16 protein-coding genes and 1 riboswitch are annotated in these 19,653 nt (G+C 53.8%); of the genes, 10 read left to right on the top strand and 6 right to left on the bottom strand.

Going from position 1 to position 19,653, the window contains the following annotated elements:
* Positions 1-103 precede the first annotated feature (103 nt).
* The 3 genes from AC6EMZ_RS11125 to hldE are packed head-to-tail and all read left to right on the top strand — an operon-like array spanning position 104 to position 5,751.
* On the top strand, positions 104-1,405 hold the full coding sequence (locus AC6EMZ_RS11125; protein WP_498402547.1) for a CYTH domain-containing protein: 1,302 nt from the start codon (positions 104-106) through the stop codon (positions 1,403-1,405).
* Between the two features lie 17 nt (positions 1,406-1,422).
* A complete protein-coding gene (gene glnE, locus AC6EMZ_RS11120) occupies positions 1,423-4,266 on the top strand; it encodes a bifunctional [glutamate--ammonia ligase]-adenylyl-L-tyrosine phosphorylase/[glutamate--ammonia-ligase] adenylyltransferase (RefSeq protein WP_498402821.1) in 2,844 nt (947 codons plus the stop codon).
* Between the two features lie 54 nt (positions 4,267-4,320).
* Positions 4,321-5,751 (top strand): bifunctional D-glycero-beta-D-manno-heptose-7-phosphate kinase/D-glycero-beta-D-manno-heptose 1-phosphate adenylyltransferase HldE, encoded by a 1,431-nt coding sequence (gene hldE / locus AC6EMZ_RS11115; protein WP_498402545.1) that lies wholly within the window; start codon positions 4,321-4,323, stop codon positions 5,749-5,751.
* Between the two features lie 34 nt (positions 5,752-5,785).
* Here the strand turns inward: hldE and ubiK are convergent, their stop codons facing one another.
* Complete coding sequence (ubiK, locus tag AC6EMZ_RS11110) at positions 5,786-6,082, bottom strand: ubiquinone biosynthesis accessory factor UbiK (RefSeq protein ID WP_498402544.1); 297 nt, start codon at positions 6,080-6,082, stop codon at positions 5,786-5,788.
* 121 nt (positions 6,083-6,203) lie between these two features.
* A riboswitch (FMN riboswitch) is annotated at positions 6,204-6,354 on the top strand.
* Between the two features lie 105 nt (positions 6,355-6,459).
* Between ubiK and ribB the strand changes: the two genes are divergently transcribed.
* A complete protein-coding gene (gene ribB / locus AC6EMZ_RS11105) occupies positions 6,460-7,113 on the top strand; it encodes a 3,4-dihydroxy-2-butanone-4-phosphate synthase (protein WP_498402543.1) in 654 nt (217 codons plus the stop codon).
* A 280-nt stretch (positions 7,114-7,393) separates the two neighbouring features.
* Here the strand turns inward: ribB and zupT are convergent, their stop codons facing one another.
* Positions 7,394-8,167, bottom strand: a complete 774-nt coding sequence (gene zupT / locus AC6EMZ_RS11100) for a zinc transporter ZupT (RefSeq protein ID WP_498402542.1) — start codon at positions 8,165-8,167, stop codon at positions 7,394-7,396.
* A 131-nt stretch (positions 8,168-8,298) separates the two neighbouring features.
* Between zupT and ygiD the strand changes: the two genes are divergently transcribed.
* The gene (gene ygiD / locus AC6EMZ_RS11095) at positions 8,299-9,087 is read left to right on the top strand and encodes a 4,5-DOPA-extradiol-dioxygenase (protein ID WP_498402541.1); all 789 of its coding nucleotides are present in this window, start codon (positions 8,299-8,301) and stop codon (positions 9,085-9,087) included.
* A 33-nt stretch (positions 9,088-9,120) separates the two neighbouring features.
* On the opposite strand, the gene AC6EMZ_RS11090 is transcribed toward ygiD, so the two are convergent.
* From AC6EMZ_RS11090 to tolC, 3 genes are all read right to left on the bottom strand, one after another.
* Positions 9,121-10,281, bottom strand: coding sequence for a glutathionylspermidine synthase family protein (locus tag AC6EMZ_RS11090; RefSeq protein WP_498402540.1), 1,161 nt, complete (start codon positions 10,279-10,281; stop codon positions 9,121-9,123).
* Between the two features lie 2 nt (positions 10,282-10,283).
* The gene (locus tag AC6EMZ_RS11085; RefSeq protein WP_498402539.1) at positions 10,284-10,949 is read right to left on the bottom strand and encodes a DUF1190 family protein; all 666 of its coding nucleotides are present in this window, start codon (positions 10,947-10,949) and stop codon (positions 10,284-10,286) included.
* Positions 10,950-11,152: 203 nt separating this feature from the next.
* Positions 11,153-12,631, bottom strand: a complete 1,479-nt coding sequence (gene tolC / locus AC6EMZ_RS11080) for an outer membrane channel protein TolC (protein ID WP_498402538.1) — start codon at positions 12,629-12,631, stop codon at positions 11,153-11,155.
* Between the two features lie 202 nt (positions 12,632-12,833).
* Between tolC and nudF the strand changes: the two genes are divergently transcribed.
* Genes nudF through parE form a run of 5 tightly spaced genes read left to right on the top strand, consistent with a single transcriptional unit; the run spans position 12,834 to position 17,240 of the window.
* A complete protein-coding gene (gene nudF, locus AC6EMZ_RS11075; RefSeq protein ID WP_498402536.1) occupies positions 12,834-13,466 on the top strand; it encodes an ADP-ribose diphosphatase in 633 nt (210 codons plus the stop codon).
* Complete coding sequence (locus AC6EMZ_RS11070; protein ID WP_498402535.1) at positions 13,463-13,885, top strand: DUF1249 family protein; 423 nt, start codon at positions 13,463-13,465, stop codon at positions 13,883-13,885. The genes nudF and AC6EMZ_RS11070 overlap by 4 nt, the downstream gene beginning before the upstream one ends.
* A 26-nt stretch (positions 13,886-13,911) precedes the next feature.
* The gene (gene cpdA / locus AC6EMZ_RS11065; RefSeq protein ID WP_498402533.1) at positions 13,912-14,739 is read left to right on the top strand and encodes a 3',5'-cyclic-AMP phosphodiesterase; all 828 of its coding nucleotides are present in this window, start codon (positions 13,912-13,914) and stop codon (positions 14,737-14,739) included.
* Complete coding sequence (gene yqiA, locus AC6EMZ_RS11060) at positions 14,739-15,320, top strand: esterase YqiA (protein WP_498402531.1); 582 nt, start codon at positions 14,739-14,741, stop codon at positions 15,318-15,320. The genes cpdA and yqiA overlap by 1 nt, the downstream gene beginning before the upstream one ends.
* A 27-nt stretch (positions 15,321-15,347) precedes the next feature.
* Positions 15,348-17,240 carry a DNA topoisomerase IV subunit B gene (gene parE / locus AC6EMZ_RS11055; protein WP_498402530.1) on the top strand — a complete coding sequence of 631 codons (1,893 nt, stop codon included), beginning with the start codon at positions 15,348-15,350 and terminating at the stop codon, positions 17,238-17,240.
* A gap of 32 nt (positions 17,241-17,272) precedes the next feature.
* Here the strand turns inward: parE and AC6EMZ_RS11050 are convergent, their stop codons facing one another.
* Positions 17,273-19,414 (bottom strand): TonB-dependent siderophore receptor, encoded by a 2,142-nt coding sequence (locus tag AC6EMZ_RS11050; RefSeq protein WP_498402529.1) that lies wholly within the window; start codon positions 19,412-19,414, stop codon positions 17,273-17,275.
* Positions 19,415-19,653 lie beyond the last annotated feature (239 nt).

Raw genomic sequence — 19,653 nt, 5'->3', positions numbered from 1 at the left:
CATTGCGTGGCAATTTGGCGCAAAATACTATGTACTGACAAATAAATGGCGAGGAAGTTCGCCTTCATTGATGCGTCTGTGACGCAACCATAAGTAGAAATCTATGGCTCAAGAAATCGAATTAAAATTTATCGTCGAAAAAGACAGCGTAGATGCGCTGCGAACTCATCTTCATTCGTTGTCCGGTGAGCACCATGAACCGGTGCAATTGCTGAACATCTATTATGAAACGCCGGATAACTGGCTGCGACGCCATAATATGGGGCTGCGCATTCGCGGCGCGAACGGGCGCTTTGAAATGACGATGAAAATCGCCGGGCGCGTGGTGGGCGGGTTGCATCAGCGTCCGGAATACAATATCGACATTGAAAAGCCAGAGCTGGATCTGTCACGCTTCCCGACGGAAGTGTGGCCGGACGGTGAACTGCCAGAAGACTTGTCCACTCAGGTTCAACCGCTGTTCAGCACCGATTTCTGGCGCGAGAAATGGCTGGTTAATGAGGGTAAAAGCCGCATTGAGATTGCCCTCGATCTTGGTGAAGTGAAAGCGGGGGCGTTCCAGGAGCCAATTTGTGAGCTGGAACTGGAGCTGCTGGAAGGCACTACCGATGATGTACTCAAGCTGGCGCGTAAGCTGGTGGGGCAGTCGGGTTTGCGTCAGGGCAGCCTGAGCAAGGCCGCTCGTGGCTATCACCTGGCGGCCGGAGATGCACCACGAGTCATCAAGCCGACAATGATTCTGAGCGTTGCACCAAAGGCCAGCGTCGAGCTTGGGTTTGAAGCTGCGCTGGAGCTGGCTCTCAGCCAGTGGCAGTACCACGAAGAGTTGTGGGTGCGCGGTGTGAAGGACGCAAAAGCGCACGTGCAGGCGGCGATTGGGCTGGCACGAAACGCGCTGGTGGTGTTTGGCGGGATTGTTCCGCGTAAAGCGAGCACTCACTTACGTGACCTGCTGACGCAGACCGAAGCACTGATGGCGACTGACGTTTCCGCGCAGACTGTGGCCTATAGCCCACAAAATGCAGCGGCAAAACTGGCGTTGACCGAGTTTCTGGTCACGCGCGGCTGGCAGAGTTTCCTGGACGATAAAGCGCAGAAAAAAATCGCCGAATCGTTTAAGCGTTTCTCGGATATTCATATGTCGCGCAGCGCTGCCGAACTGAGAACTATTTTCGATCGCCCGCTTGGCGACCAGTATAGCGATCAGCTGATTCGCCTGAAGCGCGATATCGACAGCATTTTACTGCTGGCGGGCACCTATCAGGGCGTAAAAGCGCAGGCGTGGCTGGAGAACTGGCAGGGTCTTTACCATGCCATCGAAACGCGCCAGCGTATTGAAATTGAACATTTCCGTAATGAGGCTATTTCTCAGGAGCCTTTCTGGCTGCACAGCGGAAAACGCTAACTCAGGCAAGGAACCCCATAATGCCGCTTTCTTCACAGTTACAGCAGCAATGGCAGACGGTTTGTGAGCGTCTGCCGGAATCGTTACCCGCTTCATCGTTAAGCGAGCAGGCGCAGCAAGTGCTCACTTTTAGTGATTTTGTGCAGGAGAGCATTTGCGCCAATCCCGACTGGCTGGCAGAGCTTGATGCCGCGCCGCCTCTGGCGGACGAGTGGCAGCTTTATGCCCGGTGGCTAAACGATGCGCTGGTCGACGTCGCGGATGAAACGACGCTGATGCGCGTGCTGCGCCAGTTCCGTCGCCGGGTGATGGTCCGAATTGCCTGGGCGCAGTCGCTGGAACTGGTGAGTGAAGAAAGTACGTTACAGCAGCTCAGTTGCCTGGCGGAGACGCTGATTGTGGCGGCGCGAGACTGGCTATACGACGCCTGCTGCAAAGAGTGGGGAACGCCATGCAGTGAGGAAGGCACGCCGCAGCCGCTGATGATCTTAGGCATGGGCAAACTGGGCGGTGGTGAGCTGAATTTCTCGTCTGATATTGACCTGATCTTCGCCTGGCCGGAAAAAGGCACCACGCGCGGTGGCCGTCGCGAACTGGACAACGCTCAATTCTTTACCCGGCTCGGCCAGCGCCTGATTAAAGCGCTGGATCAGCCCACGCAGGATGGCTTTGTCTATCGCGTCGATATGCGCCTGCGTCCCTTTGGTGACAGCGGTCCGCTGGTGCTGAGCTATGCCGCGCTGGAAGATTATTACCAGGAGCAGGGACGCGACTGGGAGCGCTATGCCATGGTCAAAGCGCGCATTATGGGCGACAACGGCGATGGGTACGCGAACGAGCTGCGTGCCATGCTGCGTCCGTTCATCTTCCGCCGCTATATCGATTTCAGCGTGATCCAGTCGCTGCGTAATATGAAAGGGATGATTGCGCGCGAGGTACGTCGCCGCGGGCTGAAGGACAACATTAAGCTTGGGGCGGGCGGGATTCGCGAAATCGAGTTTATCGTCCAGGTATTCCAGCTGATTCGCGGTGGACGTGAGCCATCATTGCAATCTCGCTCCCTGTTGCCAACGCTGACGGCCATTGAGCAGCTTCATCTGCTGCCTGAAGGCGACGCGCAAACTCTGCGCACGACCTATCTTTATCTGCGTCGTCTGGAAAACTTGTTACAAAGCATCAATGACGAACAAACCCAAACGCTGCCGGGCGATGACCTGAATCGCGCGCGCCTGGCCTGGGGCATGCGCGTGGACGACTGGGCGGCGCTGACCGAGCGGCTGGAAGCGCATATGGCCGGCGTGCGCCGTATCTTTAACGATCTGATTGGCGATGATGAAAGTGAGTCGCAGGATGACCCGCTATCTGAACACTGGCGCGAGCTATGGCAGGATGCCTTGCAAGAGGATGACACCACGCCGGTTTTGGCTCATCTGAGCGATGACGATCGTCATCGGGTGGTGGCGCTGATTGCCGATTTCCGTCTGGAGCTTAACAAGCGCGCTATCGGCCCGCGTGGACGCCAGGTGCTTGACCATCTGATGCCACATTTGCTGAGCGACGTGTGCTCGCGTGCTGATGCGCCGATTCCGCTATCGCGCTTAACGCCGCTGCTCACCGGCATTATTACGCGGACAACCTATCTTGAACTGTTGAGCGAATTCCCCGGTGCGCTGAAACATCTGATCTCACTGTGTGCCGCGTCGCCGATGGTGGCGAGCAAGCTGGCACGCTATCCGCTTCTGTTAGATGAGCTGCTGGATCCGAACACGCTGTATCAACCCACGGCGACGGATGCTTATCGCGACGAGCTGCGTCAGTATTTGCTGCGCGTACCGGAAGACGACGAAGAGCAACAGCTTGAAGCACTGCGCCAGTTCAAGCAGGCGCAAATGCTGCGCGTGGCGGCGGCAGATATCGCCGGAACCTTGCCGGTGATGAAAGTGAGCGATCATCTGACCTGGCTTGCCGAAGCCATTATTGATGCGGTTGTACAGCAGGCGTGGGGACAGATGGTGACGCGTTACGGCCAGCCAAAACATCTGGCCGATCGTGAAGGGCGTGGTTTTGCCGTGGTCGGTTACGGCAAACTGGGCGGCTGGGAGCTTGGATACAGCTCCGATCTGGATCTGATCTTCCTGCACGATTGTCCGGTTGACGTGATGACCGACGGCGAACGTGAGATTGACGGGCGTCAGTTCTATCTACGTCTTGCTCAGCGCATTATGCATTTATTCAGTACCCGCACGTCATCCGGCATTTTGTATGAGGTGGATGCACGTCTGCGTCCGTCCGGTGCGGCAGGCATGTTAGTCACTTCCACGGAGTCGTTTAGCGATTATCAGCAAAACGAAGCCTGGACGTGGGAGCATCAGGCGCTGGTCCGCGCCCGCGTGGTGTATGGCGACCCGCAATTAAAAATGCAGTTCGACGTGATTCGTCGTGATGTGCTGACCGCCGTGCGCGAACGTGAAACGTTACAGACCGAAGTGCGTGAGATGCGCGAGAAAATGCGCGCGCATCTTGGCAATAAACATCGCGATCGTTTCGACATTAAGGCAGATGAAGGCGGTATTACGGATATTGAGTTTATTACCCAGTATCTGGTGCTCTGCCATGCGCACGATAAACCGAAGCTGACGCGTTGGTCTGATAACGTGCGCATTCTGGAACTGTTGGCGCAAAACGACATTATGGATGAGCAGGATGCGCAGGCGTTAACCCGCGCGTATACGACGCTTCGGGATGAACTGCATCATCTGGCATTACAGGAACAGCCGGGCCATGTGGCGCTAGAGTGCTTTACCCACGAGCGTGAGCTTGTGCGCAGCTGCTGGCAGAAGTGGCTGGTGGACCGTGCGTAACACCACAAGTGTGATATTATCGCGCGCAAATTGTGAACCTTTCTGGAGTCAGGAATGAAAGTAACACTGCCAGAGTTTGAACGTGCTGGAGTTATGGTTGTTGGGGATGTGATGCTGGACCGTTACTGGTATGGGCCAACCAGCCGTATCTCCCCGGAAGCACCGGTACCTGTGGTGAAGGTCGATACCATTGAAGAACGTCCAGGCGGCGCGGCGAACGTGGCGATGAACATTGCCTCTCTGGGCGCGCATTCGCGTCTGGTCGGGCTGACCGGCATTGATGACGCGGCGCGTGCGCTGAGCAAAACGCTGGCTGACGTGAACGTGAAGTGTGACTTTGTTTCTGTTCCGACGCATCCGACCATTACCAAACTCCGCGTGCTTTCGCGTAACCAGCAGCTGATTCGCCTCGACTTTGAAGAGGGCTTTGAGGGCGTGGATCCTCAGCCGTTGCACGATCGTATCAGCCAGGCTCTGGGCAGTATCGGCGCACTGGTGCTGTCTGATTATGCCAAAGGCGCGCTGGCGAGCGTACAGCAGATGATTCAGCTGGCACGTCAAGCGGGTGTTCCGGTCCTAATCGATCCGAAGGGTACCGAGTTTGAACGCTATCGTGGTGCAACGTTGCTGACGCCGAATCTGTCTGAATTCGAAGCGGTGGCTGGCAAGTGTAAAAACGAAGAAGATCTCGTTGAACGTGGCATGAAAATCATCGCCGATTTCGCACTTTCTGCTCTGCTGGTCACACGTTCCGAACAGGGTATGACGTTGCTGCAACCCGGCAAAACGCCTCTGCATATGCCCACTCAGGCGCAGGAAGTGTATGACGTGACCGGTGCCGGTGATACGGTGATTGGCGTGCTGGCAGCAACGCTGGCGGCGGGTAATTCGCTGGAAGAAGCGTGCTACTTTGCTAATGCCGCCGCAGGTGTGGTGGTTGGTAAACTGGGTACGTCTACCGTGTCGCCGATTGAACTGGAAAACGCAGTACGTGGCCGTGCCGATACCGGTTTTGGCGTGATGAGCGAAGACGAGTTAAAAGTCGCTGTCGCGGCGGCGCGCAAGCGTGGCGAGAAAGTGGTGATGACCAACGGCGTGTTTGATATTTTGCATGCTGGGCACGTCTCTTATCTGGCGAATGCACGTAAGCTGGGCGATCGTCTGATTGTCGCAGTGAACAGCGATGCTTCCACCAAACGTTTGAAAGGCGAAACGCGTCCGGTGAACCCGCTTGAGCAACGTATGATCGTGCTCGGTGCGCTGGAAGCCGTGGATTGGGTTGTCTCGTTTGAAGAAGACACGCCGCAGCGTCTGATTGCAGGCATTTTGCCCGATCTACTGGTGAAAGGCGGGGATTACAAGCCGGAACAGATCGCGGGCAGTGAAGAGGTCTGGGCCAACGGCGGTGAAGTGATGGTGCTCAACTTTGAGGACGGGTGTTCAACCACCAACATCATTAAGAAGATCCAGAAGGACAGTCAGTAAATCAAAAACGGGCCAACGGCCCGTTTTTTAATGTTTATTCCTGGCCGTCAACCGGTGGAATAGCCGGAGCCGGTTTGACTTCAGCAGTCGCATTACGGTTTTCCAGCTCCGTCAAACGCTGTTCCAACAGAGCCAGCTTTTCGCGGGTGCGCAGCAGCACCTGCGTCTGTACATCAAACTCTTCGCGACTCACCAGGTCAAGACGCGTCAACTGTGATTGCAGTACCTGACGGATTTTCTTCTCGACATCATCACCAAACTCACGAATCCCCTTCGGCATGGATTCATGGACCTGACGCGCAATTTGTTCAATTTTTTTCGGGTCAATCATTGTGGTTTCCCTTGATGAAAAGGTGTTAACGACCATTGTAGCCTGTAACGTCACGGCATAAACAAGATTTGTTTGAAGCTTATGCATTGCCCAGGGTAATCAATAGCGTTATAGTTATCTCGCTTATTCTCAGGGCGGGGCGAAATTCCCCACCGGCGGTAAATCAGCCTTGCGCTGAAAGCCCGCGAGCGCTTTGGGTGAAAACTCAAAGGTCAGCAGATCCGGTGTAACTCCGGAGCCGACGGTTAGAGTCCGGATGGGAGAGAGTAACGATCCAGTCGGGCACGGCCCGCTCACGTTATTTTTTTGCCGCTTATACGGCGCTCCTAAGACTGCCCTGATTCTGGTAACCATAATGTTAATGAGGTTTTTTTACCATGAATCAGACGCTACTTTCCTCTTTTGGCACTTCAATTGAACGTGTTGAACACGCACTAGATGCTCTGCGCGAAGGCCGCGGCGTGATGGTGCTCGACGATGAAAATCGTGAAAACGAAGGTGATATGATCTTCGCCGCCGAAAACATGACCGTTGAACAGATGGCACTGACCATTCGTCACGGTAGCGGCATCGTTTGCCTGTGTATCAACGAAGAACGTCGTAAACAACTCGATTTGCCGATGATGGTTGAAAACAACACCAGCGCATTCGGCACGGGCTTTACTGTCACTATCGAAGCGGCGCACGGTGTCACTACCGGCGTATCGGCGGCAGACCGTTTGACCACGGTACGCGCGGCAATCGCTGATGGTGCAAAACCATCCGATCTGCATCGTCCAGGCCACGTCTTCCCGCTGCGTGCGCAGTCTGGCGGCGTGTTAACTCGTGGCGGCCACACCGAAGCGACTATCGATCTGGTGACTCTGGCAGGCTTCAAACCTGCTGGTGTGCTGTGCGAACTGACCAACGATGACGGCACCATGGCACGTATGCCAGAGTGCGTTACCTTTGCGCGTCTGCATAATATGCCGGTGGTTACGATTGAAGATCTGGTGGAATATCGCCAGGCGCATGAGCGTAAAGCCAGCTGAAAGGCGACGAGTTGATTGATAAAAAAACCGGGAAATTCCCGGTTTTTTTGTTTTTAGTGATAGTTAATCTTAAACAGTACAATGGTTTCAAAAGGACCGGACTGAATCCCTTTTCCCTCAATTTTATATAGAAAAATTATTATGGGTAACATGATAATAACTAATGCTTTATTTTGTTCCAGAGTAAACTGAATAAAATTGCAGCGTTAATAATAAGTGAGGTAAGTAAAACACCGAGGGAATGTGACACCTTCGCAGGGGTAAAGGTGCCACAAGAAGATCAGCCAATTCCCGCGGCTTGCAACAACACCAGGCTAAAGCCCATGACCGACATTCCACATAGCACACCGTAGCTAGGGTTGTTATTGGGGTCGATCTCTTTTGCCAGAGGCATGAGTTCATCAACCGACAATGCCACCATAATGCCCGCTACCGCCGCCATAATGGCCGCCATAACGATAGGGGAGATTAAGCTTCCCAGTATTAGCCAGGCCAGTACACCACCGAGGATTTCAGCCAATCCTGATACTCCCGCCCAGAAAACAGCGGTGCGTTTCGAGCCCGTCGCGGCATAAACCGGCCCGGCGACGGCAAGTCCTTCAGGAATATTGTGTAATGCCACGGCCAGCGCGACGCCAAAACCCATCTCCAGGTTATTGCTGGCAGTCACATAGGTAGCAACCCCTTCCGGAAAGTTATGCAAGCTGATGCCCAGCGTCAACAAAATAGCGGTGCGCTTAATATTGTGCGGTAACGGCGTGGACTGACTTTGCATCAAATCTTGCGGATGCGCATGGGGTAGCATGCGGTCGAGAGCGAAGTATCCCAGTAGCCCGAACACAAACATACCGTAGCCAAGGACGGGCGGCATTCCTTTCGTACCCAGTGCGGCGGGCAGCATTTCCATCAACGAAATGAGCAGCATGATCCCTGCTGCAAAACCAAGAGAAAAGGCCAACACGCGATTAGAGGGCTTCTTACCCAGCACGCCGAGAAATGCCCCGATAAACGTCGCGGCACCTGCAAGTAGGGTCAGAATCAAAGGGACTGACATTTACTGCTCCTTATGCTTACCACTATATTCAAATTTCCTGATGATGATCTTCATCGTTATCTGGGTTCATCTTAGAAAGATTGCGCGTAATGTAGAACCATCAAATTGACACTTTCTGTAAGGATATCATCATGACTTCTTCTCGTATGCCAGCACTGTTTTTGGGCCACGGTAGCCCGATGAACGTTCTGGAAGATAACGTCTATACGCGTGCCTGGCGTCATTTGGGCGAGACGTTACCACGTCCGAAGGCGATCGTGGTGGTGTCTGCACACTGGTTTACGCGTGGCACTGGCGTGACGGCAATGGAGACCCCAAAAACCATTCATGATTTTGGCGGTTTTCCGCAGGCGCTGTATGACACCCATTACCCTGCACCAGGCTCACCGGCGCTGGCACAACAGTTGGTTGATCTTCTTTCACCCGTACCGGTCACGCTGGATAAAGAAGCCTGGGGATTTGACCACGGCTCATGGGGCGTGCTGATAAAAATGTACCCGGATGCCGATATTCCGATGGTACAACTGAGTATCGACAGCACCAAACCGGCGGCATGGCATCTTGAAATGGGCCGCAAGCTGGCGAAATTACGCGATGAAGGCATCATGCTGGTCGCGAGCGGTAACGTGGTGCATAACCTGCGCACGGCCCGCTGGCATGGCGAAAACACGGCTTATCCTTGGGCGACGTCATTTAACGATTTCGTGAAGGATAATTTAACCTGGCGGGGGCCTGCCGAGCAGCACCCGCTGGTGAACTATCTGGATCACGAGGGCGGTTCACTTTCTAACCCGACACCGGAACACTTCCTGCCGCTGCTGTACGTGCTGGGAGCATGGAATGGTGAAGAGCCGGTGACAATCCCGGTAGACGGCATTGAGATGGGCAGCTTGAGTATGTTATCGGTGCAGGTGGGTTAGAATTCCTCTCCCGATGGGAGAGGAATCAACGCATTACTCTACAAAAATATGCGGGTAGAAGCGGGACAGATCCTGCGTGATCAGCGCGCGATCTTCGCGAATACCGATCCCTGCAGGCTGATCGTTAATGAGCCAACTTCCGATCAGCACATAGCTGTCGCCAAATTTCGGCAGCGGGTAAAATTCCTGAACGATCATGCCTTCTTCGCCGTAAGGACCCTCCGCTGCTTCCAGCGTTTTACCGTTTTCAATGATTGAAACGTTAGCGCCTTCACGGGAGAAAATCGGCTTCACGACGTATTTATCCATTTGTGGATAATCGTCTTCTGCGAAATAAGCCGCCAGCAGGTTTGGATGGTTCGGGAACATTTCCCACAGCATCGGCAGTAGCGCTTTGTTAGAGATAATGCTCTTCCAGGCAGGCTCCAGCCAGCGAACGCCAGCATCTTCCAGCTTGGTCGAAAACACTTCGCGCAGCATGTATTCCCACGGATAAAGCTTGAACAGGTTACTGATGACCTGGTCTTGCGTATCCGTAAACTGGCCGCGTTCGCCTAAACCGATATCTTCGATATACAAAAATTCAGTCGCGACTTCTGCTTCAGCGGCGCAGTCCTGTAAATACTGAACCGTTCCACGATCTTCGACGGTGTCACGGCAGCAGGCAAGATGCAGCAGATTAAAACCATGCTGTTCGCGCAGCTCGGCAAAACGTTCGATCAGCTTTTCTTGCAGGCTATTGAACTGGTCACTGCCTTCAGGCAAGTTGCCCGCCGCGACCTGATCTTCAAGCCAGATGTACTGGAAGAATGCCGCTTCATACAGCGAGGTTGGCGTATCGGCATTATTTTCCAGCATCTTAGGATCGCCCACGCCATCCCACGCCAGATCGAGGCGTGAATATAATGAAGGCTGTTGGGTTTGCCATGCGTGACGCACAAAACCCCAGGTATGCTTCGGGATGCGGAATTTGGTCATCAGCTCGTCGCTGGCGACCACCTTTTCCACCACCTTCAGGCACATCTGATGTAGTTCGGCAGTCACCTCTTCAAGCTTATCCACCTGAGCGAGCGTGAGCTTGTAGTAGGCATCTTCACACCAGTACGGTTCGCCGTACATGGTGTGGAAGTTAAAACCGTATTCGGTGGCTTTTTCGCGCCAGTCCGGGCGCTCAACAATACTGACTCGTTCCATTATCAGCCGCCCATTGAGCGTGTTGAAGAACCCGTCGCGCTACGCTGCATGGTGGATTGTTTGGCAACAGATTCGCCAAAGCCGCCACGGGTGACCGTGCTGGTGGTCGCCGGTTTTGGCGCCATCGCGGTTTTCGGAACCGTCATGCTGCGGCCTGGCTGTGCCGCACCGTAGTTTTTACCACCTGCATCGGTGTATTTGCCGTAGGCTGGACTTGACGGGTTTTTCGAGCTGAACAGCGGTTGCTGCTGGAAGCCCGCGCCGCCGCTCATCATTCGGCCCATCATGTAGCCTGCCATCAACGGCATCCAGAAGCTGCCGCTGGATTGCGTTTGCGCCTGGTTTTCCGGTGCCATGCCCGCCTGGGCTGGTGCCTGCTGGCACTGGCCTTCACCGAATTCAGCGATACAGTCTTCACGAGATGCATATTTTGGCGCGGTACGTTCAGCTTCTTTCAACGCATTGTTGTAAGCCGTAGTACATTCCGCGCTCTTGCCGGTTGCCGTCGAGCAGTCATCGGCATTTTGGTACATCGAGACCGTTTCGTCGGATTGCTCACAGCCCGCCAGCATAAATACCGCGGTTATCGCCAGTGCGACAGGGGTGAGGTGACGTGCGTTCCAGCTTTTGCGGAACGAAGCGTGATTAATCGTTTTTGTCCGTTTCATTTTTGTCTTCCAGGACCCAGTGGTAGAACGTAGGAAATAAGGCTTAGGATAGAGGATGAGTGGTCGAAAATGAAGCGCAGAGGGGGAGTCAGGGGGATCTTTACGTTGGCTTACGTTCGAATGTGACTTTGCGCCGCGTGGCGATGCGCTGACCGAGCCTACACGATCGTAGGCCCGGTCAGCGAAGTGCCATCGGGCAAGACTTAATTACGGAACGGATTGTTACCGGAGCTGGCAGGCGCTGCGGTACGCGCGGTCGCTGGCTGTGCGGCAGGCGCGCTGTTGTTACCGTCGAAGTTATCAACGGCGGCAACCTGCTGCGGATTTTCCGGCGCGACGTTTTCTGGCGTCGTAGAGATAGGTTTGCCAAGCGTGCTGTTCAGCATCTGCAGATCCTGCTCGTTCAACGTACCCAGCGCTGATTTAATATTCAGCTGGTTGATCAGGTAGTTGTAACGTGCGCTGGAGAGCTGCTGTTTCGCGTTGTACAGCGTGGTCGTTGCATCCAACACGTCAACAATCGTACGGGTACCCACTGAATAGCCCGCTTCCATTGCATCCAATGAGCTCTGCGCAGACACAACGGCCTGTTTGTAAGCGTTGATGCTGCTGATAGAGGCATTCACGTTGTTAAAGGAAGAACGTACGGTTTGAACGACGTTACGATGCGCTGTTTCCAGCTGCTCGCTTGCGCCAACAAAGTTGTACTGTGCTTGTTTAACCTGTGAGTTCACCATCCCACCCTGATACAGCGGCAGGGAGAAGGACAGTCCGACCTTATTCTGACCCATGTTGCTATCATCGTACTGCGAGGTATTGGTTTTGGAACCACTGTAGCTGGTGTCAGATACGCCGGTGGAAGCGGTTAAACCGATAGTCGGTAAGTGACCATCCTGCGCCTGGCGGATTTGCTCGCGAGCCAGATCCTGGCTCAGACGTGCCTGTAACAGCGCCAGGTTACGGTTTTCCGCTTCTTTCAGCAGCGCATTCACCGCCTGCGGTTTATCCGTTTTGAAGCTGTCAACGTTCAGTGAAGCCAGTTCAGGGTAGTAATTACCGGTCACCTGACGCAGAGATTCGAGTGCGTTATCAAGGTTGTTACGGGCAGTGACTTCGTTCGCCAACACGCTGTCGTATTGTGAACGGGCGTTCTGCACGTCGGTGATCGCCACCAGACCCACGTTGAAGCGCTGGGTGGTTTGATCTAACTGACGGTAAATCGCTTGTTTCTGCGCTTCGGTGTAGGAGAGCGAATCGATCGCGCTCAACACATTAAAATAGGCCGTAGCGGTGTTCAGAATCAGCGTTTGCTGGTCTGTCTGATAAGTGACGTCCTGAATACCGGCGCTTTTTTCCTGCAGACTCAGCGCGCGCCATTTGGACATATCAAACAAGGTTTGCGTTAATTGCAGGGATGCGCTGGTGGCGTTGGAGTCCACACCGTTTGCATCGCGGAAGCCATTGCTGTAGGTATAATCTGCACCTAAGCCCAATTGCGGCAGCAGTGGACTACGTGCTTCGTTGATTTTTTCGAACGCAGCATCACGGTCGGCAGCTGACTTACGCAGCTCAGGGTTGCCCAGACGTGCTTGCTGATAAACCTGCAACAGGTTTTCTGCCTGGCTCATCGCGCTGAAGCCCGTCAGGCTCAGGCCGATAAGGATGGGGAGCAATTTCTTCATTTGCATTCCTTGTTGTGAAGCAGTATTAGCGCTGATCTAATTAAAAATAATTGCCGATTCTAACAGAATCTTGCACGCCAAAAGGTTGGCGTTACGTGCCATCTGGCGGTAATTTGCACCAATCTATCATACAGCCTTTGAAACGGCAGCCAAACAGCCTTGAAATTCATGATTTCATCATGATTGTTACCAGGATAACGCCATGCAAAAACCAGAAAAGTTACCAGTGACTTTCACCAAAAACGATGTAGAAATTATTGCACGAGAAAAGTTATATAGCGGTTTTTTTTCATTAGAACTTTACCGTTTTAGGCATCGCCTGTTTAACGGTGAAATGAGCGGCGAGGTCCGACGCGAAATTTTTGAGCGCGGTCACGCCGCAGTCTTGCTACCCTTTGACCCAGTGCGCGACGAAGTTGTGCTGATTGAGCAGGTTCGCATTGCGGCGCTGGATACCAGCGAGAGCCCGTGGTTGCTGGAGATGGTCGCAGGGATGATTGAAGAAGGCGAAACGCCGGAAGATGTCGCCCGTCGTGAGGCGCAGGAAGAGGCCGGGCTGATCGTGGGCCGGACAAAACCTGTGCTGAGCTATCTGGCAAGTCCTGGCGGCACCAGCGAGCGTTCGTCTATCCTGGTGGGCGAAGTGGACGCCACGACCGCGGAAGGTATTCACGGTCTGGCAGATGAAAACGAAGATATTCGTGTTCATGTGGTAAGTCGGGAGCAGGCTTATCAATGGGTAAATGAGGGGAAAATCGACAACGCTGCGTCTGTCATCGCTTTGCAATGGCTCCAGCTGCATTATCAAGACTTACGAAACGAGTGGATAAAATGAAGCGCTATACACCTGACTTCCCAGAAATGATGCGTCTGTGCGAAACCAACTTCGCGCAGTTACGCCGCCTGTTGCCGCGTGAAGATGCGCCTGGCGAAACGGTAAGCTATCAGGTGAGTAACGCGCAGTATCGGTTAACGATTGTTGAATCAACTCGTTACACAACCCTGGTAGAAATAAAGCAAACGGCCCCCACAATCAGTTACTGGAGCCTACCGTCGATGACGGTTCGGCTTTATCATGATGCGATGGTCGCTGAAGTGTGTTCAAGTCAGCAGATCTTCCGCTTCAAAGCACGGTATGATTATCCTAATAAAAAGTTGCATCAACGCGACGAAAAGCATCAAATTAACCAGTTCTTAGCTGACTGGCTAAGATATTGTTTAGCACATGGAGCAATGGCGATTCCGGTTTGTTAGCGCATAAACCTACCTAAGGACACCATTTGGAAAGCCTGTTGAACCTGACTGTTGCTGGTGGGGCGCCAGTCAGGATATTGCAAATTACTGATACTCACCTGTTTGCCGAAAAACATGAAACGCTGCTGGGTGTGAACACCTGGGAGAGTTATCAGTCTGTACTGGACGCCATTCATGCTCAAAAGCGCGAATGTGATTTGATTGTCGCTACGGGCGATCTGGCACAGGATCAAAGCGCCGCGGCCTATCAGCATTTTGCTGAGGGGATCGCGAGCTTCAGCGTGCCTTGCGTCTGGTTACCGGGCAATCATGATTTTCAACCTGCGATGTACAGTGCGCTTCAGGATGCGGGGATCTCTCCGGCCAAGCGCGTTTTGGTGGGCGAGCATTGGCAAATTTTACTGCTAGATACCCAGGTTTTCGGCGTCCCACACGGCGAGTTGAGCGATTTTCAGCTGGAATGGCTGGAGCGAAAACTGATCGCCGAACCTGAACGTCAAACCTTGCTGTTACTGCATCATCATCCGCTGCCGGCAGGATGTAGCTGGCTAGATCAGCACAGCCTGCGTAATTCAGCTGCGCTGGATCGCGTGCTGATGAGGTTTACGCAAGTGAACACTTTACTCTGCGGGCATATTCACCAGGAGCAAGATCTCGACTGGAATGGCCGCCGACTGCTGGCGACGCCCTCGACGTGTGTGCAGTTCAAGCCGCACTGCACCAACTTTACGTTAGATACGATTGCGCCGGGCTGGCGTTGGCTGGATCTTCACGCCGATGGTTCACTGACTACAGAAGTCTGCCGACTGGAAGGCGCGCAGTTCAGCCCCGACACGGCATCAGAAGGATACTGATGGCTACGCTTCTTTATCTCCATGGGTTTAACAGCTCGCCACGTTCTGCAAAAGCGACACAGTTTCGCCAGTGGCTGAACGAACACCATCCACATATTGACATGATCGTGCCGCAATTGCCGCCGTACCCGGCTGAGGCTGCGGAAATGCTGGAATCCATTGTCATGGCACAGGGCGGGAAATTGTTTGGCGTGGTTGGCTCTTCGTTGGGCGGATATTACGCCACCTGGCTCTCCCAATGCTTTATGGTGCCAGCGGTGGTCGTCAACCCCGCAGTACGGCCTTTTGAGCTGTTGAGGGACTATCTTGGCCAAAACGAGAACCCCTACACCGGACAACAATATGTGCTAGAGTCACGCCATATTTACGACCTCAAAGTTATGCAGATAGACCCGCTGGACGCGCCAGATCTCATCTGGCTGCTGCAACAGACGGGTGACGAAGTGCTGGATTACCGCCAGGCAGTGGCGTATTACGCTTCTTGCCGCCAAACTATAGAAGAGGGCGGAAACCATGCTTTCACGGGCTTTGAGAATCATTTCACCCAGATTGTCGATTTTCTTGGACTGCACAGCCACTGACAATCACTGCGAATTGCTAGTTAAATCATGACGCAAACCTATAACGCTGATGCCATTGAGGTACTCACCGGGCTTGAGCCGGTTCGCCGCCGCCCGGGGATGTATACCGATACTACGCGCCCAAACCATATGGGCCAGGAAGTTATTGATAACAGTGTGGATGAAGCGCTGGCAGGCCATGCCAAACGCATCGACGTTATCCTCCATGCTGACCAGTCGCTGGAAGTCATCGACGACGGACGCGGTATGCCGGTGGATATCCATCCGGAAGAGGGCGTACCGGCCGTTGAGTTGATCCTTTGCCGTTTGCACGCGGGTGGTAAATTTTCTAACAAAAATTACCAGTTCTCCGGCGGCCTGCATGGCGTTGGGATCTCCGTGGTTAACGCCCTGTCCAAACGCGTAGAAGTCAACGTAAAACGCGATGGACAGATCTACAACATCGCCTTTGAAAATGGCGATAAAGTGCAAGATTTGCAGGTTGTGGGGACTTGCGGTAAACGCAATACCGGGACCAGCGTTCACTTTTGGCCAGACGAAAGCTTCTTCGATAGTCCGCGTTTTTCCGTCTCTCGCCTGACGCACCTGCTGAAAGCAAAAGCCGTGCTCTGTCCTGGTGTCGAAATCACGTTTAAAGATAACGTGAACAACACCGAGCAAACCTGGCGCTACGAAGGCGGGCTGAGCGACTACCTTGGCGAAGCGATTAACGGCCTGCCAACGTTGCCGGACAAACCGTTTATCGGCAATTTTGCGGGTGATACGGAAGCGGTTGACTGGGCGCTGTTGTGGCTGCCAGAAGGCGGTGAGCTGCTCACCGAAAGCTACGTTAACCTGATCCCAACGATGCAGGGCGGTACGCACGTTAACGGTCTGCGTCAGGGCCTGTTAGATGCCATGCGCGAGTTCTGCGAATATCGCAATATTCTGCCGCGTGGCGTTAAGCTGTCTGCGGAAGATATCTGGGATCGCTGCGCATACGTCTTATCCGTGAAAATGCAGGATCCGCAGTTTGCCGGACAGACCAAAGAGCGTCTTTCTTCTCGTCAGTGTGCGGCGTTTGTTTCGGGCGTGGTTAAAGATGCCTTCAGCCTGTGGCTGAACCAGAACATTCAGATCGCTGAAATGCTGGCGGAAATGGCGGTTTCAAGCGCCCAGCGCCGCATGCGAGCGGCGAAGAAAGTGGTGCGTAAAAAGCTGACCAGCGGTCCGGCGTTGCCGGGTAAACTGGCTGACTGTACTGCCCAGGATCTTAATCGTACCGAGCTGTTCCTTGTCGAAGGTGACTCGGCAGGCGGATCCGCCAAGCAGGCGCGCGACCGTGAATTCCAGGCGATCATGCCGCTAAAAGGTAAGATCCTGAACACCTGGGAAGTCTCCTCCGATGAAGTGTTAGCTTCGCAAGAAGTACATGATATTTCGGTGGCGATCGGTATCGATCCAGACAGCGACGACCTCAGCCAGCTGCGTTACGGCAAGGTCTGTATCCTCGCGGATGCGGACTCCGATGGTCTGCACATCGCCACGCTGCTCTGCGCGTTGTTTGTGAAGCACTTCCGCGCGCTGGTTAAAAACGGCCATGTTCACGTTGCGCTGCCGCCGCTGTACCGTATCGATCTGGGTAAAGAGGTCTTTTACGCGCTGACGGAAGAAGAAAAAGCGGGCGTGCTTGAACAGCTTAAACGCAAGAAGGGCAAACCGAACGTCCAGCGCTTTAAAGGACTGGGCGAGATGAACCCGTTGCAGCTGCGCGAAACCACGCTCGACCCGAATACCCGCCGTCTGGTGCAGCTGATTATCAGCGATGAAGACGAGCAGCAAACCAATGCCATGATGGACATGCTGCTGGCTAAGAAGCGTTCTGAAGACAGACGTAACTGGCTGCAAGAAAAAGGCGATATGGCAGATATCGAAGCCTGATTTTACGCCCTGCGATGCAGGGCTTTTTTACATCAAAAATCCATCTTCACCGTCAACTGCACTTCGCGAGGATCGCCAATCTGGTTGCCCAGGTTATTGGTACCAATCGAGGACGTGTAGTAGGTCTTATCAAACAGATTCTTCACGTTTACCTGTAGCGTCACCGGGTACTGCCACTTCATTTTATAAGCCGCAAACGCGTCCGCGACAACGTAACCAGGCAGATAATAGTCCGCGCCGTTGGTCGCTGAGCGACGGCTAACGCCATGCCCACCGCCGCCAAGCGTCAGCGTATTTCCGCCAATCACATTTTGAATATCGTAGGTCAAGAACAGAGAGCCGGTATGGCGCGGTACGTTGGGTAAAGGTTTACCCGCGTAGTCCGGATCTTCCAGCACCTTTGCATCCGTGTAGCCGTAGCTGGCAATGATATTGGTGTTCTCGGTTAACGAACCGGCTATATCCACTTCCACACCCTGCGAACGCACGCGTCCCGCCGTTTTGGCGACGGTTTCATCCCCTACGCTTTCGGTGTACAGCACGTTGCGCTTGTGGATATCAAACAGCGCAATATTGGCAGTAATACCGTCGAACACGTCAAACTTTGCACCCACTTCGTAGGCATTCGACGTTTCGGGTGGCAGATTACCGATATAGCTGGCGATGGACGATTGCGGCATAAACGTTTGCGAATAATTGGCGAACAGCGACACCGATGGGGTGAGCTTGTAAACCAGGCCCGCTTTAGGCGTCCACTGGTCGTCGCGGCTGTCGGTGTTGACGTTAAACGGACGGCCTTTGCCCGCGTACTGGGTGTAAGACTGATAACGAATGCCGGTGACTGCGATCCATTGATCCGTCAGATAAAGCGCATCCTGGACATAGGCTGAATAGCTCTCCTGCTTGATCGTCTGGTCGCTATCGGCGGCCGACACGGTGGTGCATTTACTGAGATCGCCATACGACGGGTTATAGATATTGAAACCTTTCACGTTTTTACAGCGGATCATATCCGTGCGCAGCAGATCGTAATTCTCATACGACACGCCGGTCAGGATCTCATTGTAGAACCCCGCGATATCAACGTTACCCTGGAGATCCGCGCGGGTAGAGTGCATGCGCTGGGTCGATCCCTGCGTGGCATCCACGCGGCGCGTCAGATCACCGGTTGTCGAATCATAGGCCATTACGCGGGCCTGATTATCCGAGTATTTATCCTGACTAAAGCTGTAATCGAATTTAGCGGTCCACTGGCTGTTCAGGCGGTATTCCGCGTTCAGCTGCGCCAGATCGGATTGCCCGTCAGTTATGTTAAACGGCTCGTCAAAACGCGTTTTGCGATCCACGTCCACCGGTCGTTTGGTGGTGAGATCGAAGATAGTCCCGCGATCGAAAGGCGCCTGATAATCGCGATGGGAATAGAGCACCGTAACGGTCGCATCATCGCCGAACCAGGTCAGCGATGGCGCAATAAAAGTGCTGCGCTCTTTGCCGAAGTTGCGCCAGTAATCTTCATTCTGATATTCGCCGGTCAGGCGATATGCCAGACGCGTGCCTTCAATCGGGCCGGTGACGTCCAGTTGCCCGGTGCCGCCGCCAAAGCTGGTGGACGTTGCAGAAACTGACCCGCCAAATGTCTTCTCCGGGCGTTTGGTCACGACGTTGATCAGACCACCCGGATCGAGGATCCCGTACAGCGTCGACGCCGGACCTTTTAGTACTTCCACGCGTTCGGTTGATGCGTTAAAGCTGCGCGGCAGCACGGTGCGCAGGCCGTTGGTCATGATCGACCCGTCGCGGTTTGCGCCAAAGCCGCGGCGCACAAACGCATCCTGCGTACCGCCCAGCGTGTTGGTTTGCACCACGTTGCTGACGTTATACAGCGCTTCATCAAGCGTGGTGGCGTGTTGATCTTCCAGCACCTTGTCACTGACCGTATTGACCACCTGCGGGATATCCAGCATCGGCATAGTGGTGAGCGTGGCGGTGGAGGTATTCAGCGGTTGATAGCCGTTAGTGGCTTCCGCTTTCGCATTGGGATCGGCAATGACGGTTAACGTCTCGCCATCTTTTGTCGTTGTATTTTCTGCCGCCTGCGCCAGCGGCACAATAAACAGCAGAGAAAAGAGCGCACGCCCTTTTACCCCAGAGAATGAAGTTGTGAACTTAACCATTTAATCGTTATCCCGAAATACCCGGCGAATGCTCGCGGGTGAAGCTGGTGTGTCATTGCCCGTCACGCGCTACCCGTTCGCCTGTGTGGGTTCGGGTATGTAATTAAGAATCATTCAATCATGCGGGAATGTAGTAGTAAATGGAAAAAAGAAAAAATCAGCTACAGAAAGTTAGCCGGGTAACTTTATGGGTTTTTTACAGATTAACATCATGAAAAATATCAATTAAATTTACAATG

It is taken from the genome of Enterobacter sp. SCRI0065 (assembly GCF_059766475.1).
This window is presented reverse-complemented; position numbering and strand designations above follow the sequence as displayed.